We start from the raw sequence: 7005 nt of genomic DNA, 5'->3' as shown, positions 1-7005 counted from the left end.
TGCGCGGGCCGTACACGGGCCGTACGCGGGCCGTACGCGGGGTGTCAGCCCTTCCAGCAGCGCTTCACGACGCCGTCCTCGGCTTCGAAGTTCAGCCGGCCCGCCCGGTACTCCATGGTGACGAGCGTGCCGGGCGCGAGGGCCCGCACGGTGGCCCAGCCGCGGGCGCGGGCCCGCTCGGCCGCGGCGGCCGTGGCGAGTCCGACGTAGGCGGCGGGGTCGTCGTCGGGGTCGGCGGGGAGGTTCGGTAGAGGTGCCATGCCCGTCACCGTAGGCCGCCCCGTCGCCGTACGGAAGCGGAGTCCGGGGCGGCCGGAGCACGGGGCCGTGCCGCCGCGGTCCTCCGGCGGTCACACTTCTGTCACAGAGAACCCGTCGTGGTTTGCCGCGGAACACTTCACCCCTACGAGGATTACGGGGTCGCGCGGAACGTCTTCACCCATCCTCGGCGGGAAATGCGCGACATCTTTTCGGGAGGTCCGCCGAAATTGCCCGGACGTGAACCGGAAATGACCGCACAACGGGCGCACGGGATATTGCGGATCCGTGTTCACGGTCACTGGAATAGCGCGGTCCGGAAACATCCGGAATAAAGAATTCCGATTCCCCGGACCGGCCGCGCCCGCCCCCGGAACCCCAGGAGGCACCCTCGCGCGAGGACCCCCGGGGCGAGCATCATGGCGTGAGCCCGAAAGCCCGTCGAAGGTGACATCGAGGGAGCGCAGATGGGGACGGACACCGCGCAGGCGACCACCGGGCCGGTGCGGGAGCGCCGACCGGGCCGGATCGTGATCGACTGGCTCACCACGACCGACCACAAGACGATCGGCCACCTCTACCTGATCACCTCGTTCGCCTTCTTCCTGGCAGGCGGGCTGCTGGCGATGCTGATGCGGGCCGAGCTGGCCCGCCCCGGCCTGCAGCTGATGACCAACGAGTCGTTCAACGAGGCCTTCACGGCACACGGCACGATCATGCTGCTGCTCTTCGCGACCCCCGCCTTCGCGGGCTTCGCCAACGCGATCATGCCGCTGCAGATCGGCGCCCCGGACGTGGCCTTCCCCCGGCTCAACATGTTCGCGTACTGGCTGTACCTCTTCGGCGGCCTGATCGTCGTCTCCAGCCTGCTGATGCCGCAGGGCGGCGCCACCTTCGGCTGGACCGGCTACGCCCCGCTGAGCAGCATGGTCCGCTCCCCCGGCATCGGCACCGACATGTGGATCATGGGGCTGGCGCTCTCCGGCTTCGGCACGATCCTCGGCGCGGTGAACTTCCTGACCACCATCATCGGGATGCGCGCCCCCGGGATGACGATGTTCCGGATGCCCGTCTTCACCTGGAACGTGCTCTTCACCTCGATCCTCATCCTGCTGGCCTTCCCCGTGCTGGCGGCGGCGCTGCTGGTGCTGGAGGCCGACCGGCGGTTCGCGTCCGTGGTCTTCGACTCCGCGAACGGCGGGGCGCTGCTGTGGCAGCACCTGTTCTGGTTCTTCGGCCACCCCGAGGTCTACATCATCGCCCTGCCGTTCTTCGGCATCATCAGCGAGATCATCCCGGTGTTCTCCCGGAAGCCGATCTTCGGCTATCTGACGCTGATCGGCGCCACCATGGCGATCACGGCCCTGTCGGTGGTGGTCTGGGCGCACCACATGTTTGCCACGGGGGCGGTGCTGCTGCCCTTCTTCTCCTTCATGTCGTTCCTGATCGCGGTGCCCACCGGCGTGAAGTTCTTCAACTGGATCGGCACCATGCTGCACGGGTCGCTGTCGTTCGAGGCGCCGATGCTGTGGGCGGTGGGCTTCCTCGTGAGCTTCCTCTTCGGCGGGCTGACCGGGGTGATCCTCGCCTCGCCGCCGCTGGACTTCCACGTCACGGACACCTACTTCGTCGTCGCGCACTTCCACTACGTGGTGTTCGGGACGGTGGTGTTCGCGACGTTCGCCGGCTTCTACTTCTGGTGGCCCAAGCTCACGGGCAGGATGCTGGAGGAGCGGCTGGCGAAGGTGCACTTCTGGACGCTGTTCCTGGGCTTCCACCTCACCTTCCTCGTCCAGCACTGGCTGGGCGCCCAGGGCATGCCCCGGCGGTACTCCGACTACCTCGCGGCCGACGGCTTCACGGCCCTCAACACGGTGTCGACCATCGGCGCGTTCCTGCTCGGCCTGTCCAACCTGCCGTTCTTCTACAACATCTGGAAGACCGCCAAGTACGGGAAGCCCGTCGGGGTCGACGACCCCTGGGGGTTCGGCCGCTCCCTGGAGTGGGCCACGAGCTGTCCGCCGCCCCGGCACAACTTCACGGCCCTGCCCCGGATCCGCTCCGAGTCGCCCGCCTTCGACCTGCACCACCCGGAGGTCGCCAAGGTCACCGCTCCGCAGACGGCGGAAGCGACCGGGACAACCGGTCCCTGACCTCGCGCATCCGGTCGACGAGCCCGGGCGGCTCCCGCACCTCGAAGTCGAAGCCCATCAGCACGATGTGCACGACCATCACGTCGAGGGTGTGCGCGCCCGTGCGCAGCAGGCAGCTGTCGCCGTCGACCGCCTCCAGCGTCCCCGCGGCCGGCGAGACCTTCTGCGCGGCCACCTCCAGCGGCACGTGCAGCAGCACGGTGGCCCGCTCGGCGTAGGCGGTGGTGGACACGCCGAGGGAGACGTAGGCCGCCAGGTCCTCCGCCGGCGGCCGGCGAGGGGCGAAGCGCGGCCCGTGCGGCGGCGTGGGGGTGATGCGGTCCGCGCGGAACGTCCGCCAGTCCTCGCGGTCGGTGTCCCAGGCCACCAGATACCAGCGGCGCTGGGCGCAGACCAGCCGGTGCGGCTCGACGGTGCGGCGCGTGGAGTCGCCGTCGTGGTCGCGGTAGGCGAAGCGCAGCCGCTCGCCGTCCCGGCACGCGGCGGCCAGCTCGGTCAGGACCGCCGCGTCCACGGCAGGCCCCCGCTGCGCGGAGACCATCGGCACGGTGAAGGCGTTGAGGGCGCTCACCCGCCGCCGCAGCCGGTCCGGCAGGACCTGCTCGAGCTTGGCGAGCGCCCGTACGGACGTCTCCTCGATGCCCTCGACGCCGCCCGCGGCCGCGGTCCGCAGCCCCACGGCGACGGCCACGGCCTCCTCGTCGTCCAGCAGCAGCGGGGGCAGCTGCGCCCCCGGGCCGAGCCGGTAGCCGCCGGCCGTGCCGGGCGCGGAGTGCACGGGATAGCCGAGCTCCCGCAGCCGGTCGACGTCCCGGCGCACGGTGCGCGCGGTCACGCCGAGCCGGTCCGCGAGGTCCGGGCCGGACCACTCGCGGTGGGCCTGCAGCAGGGAAAGCAGACGGAGCAGACGTGCCGAGGTCTCCAGCATGCAGAAAGTATGCCGACCCATGCGGACGGCATCTGGCCGCGGCCTCCCCGGGCCCCGGGGAGGTCAGCCCGCTACGGGCGGGCGCTCCTCGATCCTGACCGCCAGGTCGTTGTCGGCGGTGTAGTACGGGCCGGCCTGCGCGGGCGCGTACGCAGCGTCGACGGGCAGCACGGGGTAGGTGAAGATCTGCTGCTTGTCCACGACGTCGTCGAGGAGGCGGGCGATGCGCGCGGGCTCCGAGCCGTCGGCCGGGCGCAGCCACAGGTCCCAGACGTCCAGGCCGCCGTGCCACTCCTCGGCGAGGCGGGCGTACTCCAGGCTGAAGGAGAAGTCCTGGCCGTCGGCCTCCTCGGCGGGGGCGTCCTCCGCCTGCTTCTCCGTGGTGACCGGCGCGGTGACGACGAGGTCGGGCGCGCGGCGGCAGCGGGCCTCCACGACGGCCCCCGAGAGCCAGGCGGCCGGGTCCGCGACGCGGTGGATACGGCCGTGGGCGGTCAGGCCCGAGGCGTCCGGGTGCAGGTCGCCCGCCTCGGCGTGCGGGCCGCGCAGCCAGCTGCGCAGGGAGAGGTTGCCGTGCTTGGTCGCGTACGGGATGCGCACCGCCAGCGGCGAGGTGCTCGGGCCGGGTCTGCGGTCGACCAGCGATCTGAGGTCGGCCAGACCGGGCACCAGGCGGCGGGGCGCGGCGTCGGCGAAGGCGACGTAGACGTCCCAGCGGCCTTCGGGGAGCGCGACCGTGCTGGGCAGCACGGCGCGCAGCCGGCCCGCGCCGTCGGGCGCGAGCGGCAGGCGGATCTCCTCGGCCTCGTCGTCGCTGCCGCGGCGGCGCAGGACCAGCGCGGCGGTCCAGTGGTCCGGTTCGCTGAGGTCGAGTCCGGGGCCGGGGGCGTCGAGGTCGAAGGTGAGCCCGCCCGCGGAGTCCGCGATGCAGTCGGCGCGCGGCGGGGCCGGGGCAGACACGATGGTGCTCTCCTCGGGGGTGGTGGAGCCGCCGGATCCGGCGGCGTTCGCGGGCACGGAGGGTTTACCGGTCTCGGGGGTCATGCGGCACGCACCCGGCGCAGGGCGGAGCGGCTCGCGTCCGAGGTCTTGAACGCGTTGCTGAGCAGGGCGCCGCGGGTACGGTGCAGCGAGCCGCGCAGGGAGCCGCGGGCGGCCAGGTCGCCGAAGAGCTGCTCGTAGCGCCCGGCGACCTGCGCCGGGTCGAAGCGGGCGGAACTCTCGAGTGCCGCCCGGCCCATCCGCTGCCGCAGCTCGTCGTCGTTGATCAGCTTCAGCAGGCCGGCGGCGATCTTGTCGACCTTGCCGACCGGCACGAGCAGGCCGTCGACACCGTCGGAGATGATCTCGCCGGGGCCGTGCGGGCAGTCGGTGGAGACCACCGGCAGGCCGCAGCGCATCGCCTCGACGATGGTCATGCCGAAGGACTCCAGGCTGGAGGTGACGGCGCCGATGGAGCCCTTGACCCACTCGGGGTCCAGCGGGTTGGCGGGGCCCATGAGGTAGACGTGGTTGTAGAGGCCGCGCTTGTCGATGAGGGCGCGCAGCTTGGCGCGCTCGGCACCGGCGCCGTAGATCCTCAGCTTCCAGTCGGGCCGCTCGGCCACGACCTTCTCGAAGGCGCGGATCAGCACGTCGTAGCGCTTGGCGGGGGCGAGGCGGCCGGCGGCGACCACCCACTTGCCGCTGCCGTCGGCGGGGGCCACGGCCGGGGCGGGGATGCTGTTGGGCACGGCCTCCACCCGCACTCCGGGCAGCCGCATCAGCTTGCGGTAGGTCGCCGCGTCGGCCTCGGTGACGGTGGTGACGGCGTCCAGGCGCGGGTAGTGCGTGCGCAGCGTCAGCTTGAGCGGCTGGGAGTGGGTGCTCAGCGTCAGGTGCTCCTGGCCCACCCGGACCGGGCCGCGGCGGGCCTGCTGGGCGATGTGCACGTTCAGCCCGGGGCGGGTGCCGACGACCACGTCGCAGTCCAGGCTGCGCAGGTGCTCCGCGATCCGCCGGTCGGTCAGGGCGCTGTACTGCTTGTACCGGCCCTCGGTGGAGGGGAAGACGGCGGCCGGGCGCTCGTACTCGGGGGCGTCCCCCTCGTAGCCCGGGGTCCCCTTGCGCAGGTCGACCAGGTGGCGCAGGCGCACCTTGCCGCTCGGCGCGAACACCGGCTCCTCCCGGTGCCGGAAGACCGAGACGACCTCCACGTCGTGCTGCTCGGCGAGGGTACTCGCGAGGTTGAACGTGGTCCGGATCGTCCCGCCGATGCCGTACGCGTTGTGAATCAGGAATGAGATGTGCATTCGTCCCCAGCCGTTTGCCGCGGACATTCCATCCAGCCCGCCTACCCAGAGATTAGACCGTGGTGGGGCACGTGAGGTTGGCCCTGATCACCAACTCGTTACGCGTGACCCCTGCCACGGATCGCCCGTTGTGCTCTTACGAACCGGGAACCCCCGTGTGATACGCACCGATATCTAGGAGCCACCCGTGCCGCGCATGCTCGACGTCAGTGACGACGTCCGCGCCGAGATCGGCGACGAAGAGGCCGAACGACTGCTGGGCGGTGACAGCGCCCCGGGCAGCTACGACTGCACCTCCTGCCAGTCCCCCGGCGACACCGACCGCGAGCGCACCAGCACCGTGCTCTTCGTCGGCGAGGAGACGGCCGTGCTCGCCTTCGCCCACGCGGCCTGCATCCCCTCCCAGGTCGTCGCGGTCCCCGAGGAACAGCTCCAGGGCGCCGTGCGCTCCATCCAGGGCGAGGGCGACCAGGCGGGCGCCCCCCGGCTGCCGGCGCCGGCCACGATGCCGGCGATCCCCGCCACGCCCGACGGCCCCGTGCAGGCCGAGCTGGGCGTGACCAGCGGCCTGGTGCTCATCGGCGGCGACCTGCACCCGGCGCTCGTCGTGGAGCCGCTCGGGCCGATCGCGCGCCCCGGGACGAACGGCCCGGTCGACGTCTTCCTGCCGCTCCTGATCGAGCAGGGCTTCGCCCCCGTCGCCACCGTGGAGCAGGTGCCGCCGTCCACGCCGGGCTGGTCGGTGCTGCTGGCCATGGGTCAGCTGCACGCCATCCTGATGCCCGGCGTCGCGGGCGCCCAGCCCACCGCGTGGTGGCAGGCGCACCAGGCGATGCAGGTGGCGCCCGAGTGGCGGTCGGCCGTGAACAAGACGAAGCGGGTGCTGGTCTTCGCCGCGCCGGTCGGCACGATCGGCTCGCAGCCGCGCGAGGACCTGCTGCGCGAGGCGCTGGACCGGGCGGCGGCGGCCGGGCGGCTCGTCGCCGCGACCATGCCCCTCGCGGGTACGTGACGGGCGCCGTGCACCCCGTCCGCCACGCTCCGGCGGCCCATTACCGGCCGGGCCCGCATCCCCCGGGCCACGGACTCGTTGGCTCGTATGTGCACTCATACGAGCCTGCCCCGCGGATTCCGTACCCGAACCACATCCCCGGCATGCGCCCATCCCGCGAAGCCACCCCGCAGAGCCACTCCGTCTCGGTCACCCCGATCTACGATGCGCTCTACTCCGAGTACCGCCGCTCGTTCCGGGCGCTCCCCTTCGACCGCTCGGGCGAGGAGGAGCTGAGGTTCGTGGGCTTCGGTCCGCAGCTCGGCTACGGGCAGTACGGCGGGCAGCAGGGCTACGCCGGCCAGCTGGGCTACCACGTCCACT

Annotated in this window: 6 protein-coding genes and 1 pseudogene; 3 read left to right on the top strand and 4 right to left on the bottom strand. The window is 72.1% G+C overall.

Annotated elements, in window-relative coordinates:
- Positions 1-44: 44 nt before the first annotated feature.
- Positions 45-260, bottom strand: a complete 216-nt coding sequence (locus V7793_RS30330) for an I78 family peptidase inhibitor (protein WP_058045066.1) — start codon at positions 258-260, stop codon at positions 45-47.
- Positions 261-725: 465 nt separating this feature from the next.
- Here V7793_RS30330 and ctaD point away from each other — a divergent pair, with 465 nt between their 5' ends.
- Complete coding sequence (gene ctaD / locus V7793_RS30325; RefSeq protein ID WP_336012498.1) at positions 726-2411, top strand: aa3-type cytochrome oxidase subunit I; 1686 nt, start codon at positions 726-728, stop codon at positions 2409-2411.
- Here ctaD and V7793_RS30320 read toward each other — a convergent pair.
- The 3 genes from V7793_RS30320 to V7793_RS30310 form a co-directional block, all read right to left on the bottom strand.
- Positions 2365-3339: a helix-turn-helix transcriptional regulator gene (locus V7793_RS30320; RefSeq protein WP_336012494.1), complete on the bottom strand. Its 975-nt coding sequence runs from the start codon at positions 3337-3339 to the stop codon at positions 2365-2367. The two genes, ctaD and V7793_RS30320, sit on opposite strands and share 47 nt — an antisense overlap.
- Positions 3340-3402: 63 nt before the next feature.
- A complete protein-coding gene (locus V7793_RS30315; RefSeq protein ID WP_336012492.1) occupies positions 3403-4383 on the bottom strand; it encodes a hypothetical protein in 981 nt (326 codons plus the stop codon).
- Complete coding sequence (locus V7793_RS30310) at positions 4380-5630, bottom strand: glycosyltransferase family 4 protein (protein WP_336012490.1); 1251 nt, start codon at positions 5628-5630, stop codon at positions 4380-4382. Before V7793_RS30310 ends, V7793_RS30315 begins: the two co-directional genes overlap by 4 nt.
- A 187-nt stretch (positions 5631-5817) precedes the next feature.
- Between V7793_RS30310 and V7793_RS30305 the strand changes: the two genes are divergently transcribed.
- Together V7793_RS30305 and V7793_RS30300 are read left to right on the top strand one after the other, a co-directional pair.
- The gene (locus V7793_RS30305) at positions 5818-6642 is read left to right on the top strand and encodes a hypothetical protein (protein ID WP_336012489.1); all 825 of its coding nucleotides are present in this window, start codon (positions 5818-5820) and stop codon (positions 6640-6642) included.
- A 143-nt stretch (positions 6643-6785) separates the two neighbouring features.
- Positions 6786-7005: pseudogene (locus V7793_RS30300) on the top strand (hypothetical protein); the annotation flags it as partial.

The sequence above is a fragment of the Streptomyces sp. KLMMK genome (assembly GCF_036961605.1).
Classification (GTDB): Bacteria; Actinomycetota; Actinomycetes; order Streptomycetales; family Streptomycetaceae; genus Streptomyces; species Streptomyces telluris.
The sequence above is the reverse complement of the archived record's forward strand: the minus strand, read 5'-3'. Positions and strand labels throughout refer to the sequence as shown.

Coding starts and splice junctions, on each gene's coding strand:
- V7793_RS30330 (WP_058045066.1), bottom strand. CDS start 260: ATGGCACCTCTACCGAACCTCCCCGCCGACCCCGACGACGACCCCGCC.
- ctaD (WP_336012498.1), top strand. CDS start 726: ATGGGGACGGACACCGCGCAGGCGACCACCGGGCCGGTGCGGGAGCGC.
- V7793_RS30320 (WP_336012494.1), bottom strand. CDS start 3,339: ATGCTGGAGACCTCGGCACGTCTGCTCCGTCTGCTTTCCCTGCTGCAG.
- V7793_RS30315 (WP_336012492.1), bottom strand. CDS start 4,383: ATGACCCCCGAGACCGGTAAACCCTCCGTGCCCGCGAACGCCGCCGGA.
- V7793_RS30310 (WP_336012490.1), bottom strand. CDS start 5,630: ATGCACATCTCATTCCTGATTCACAACGCGTACGGCATCGGCGGGACG.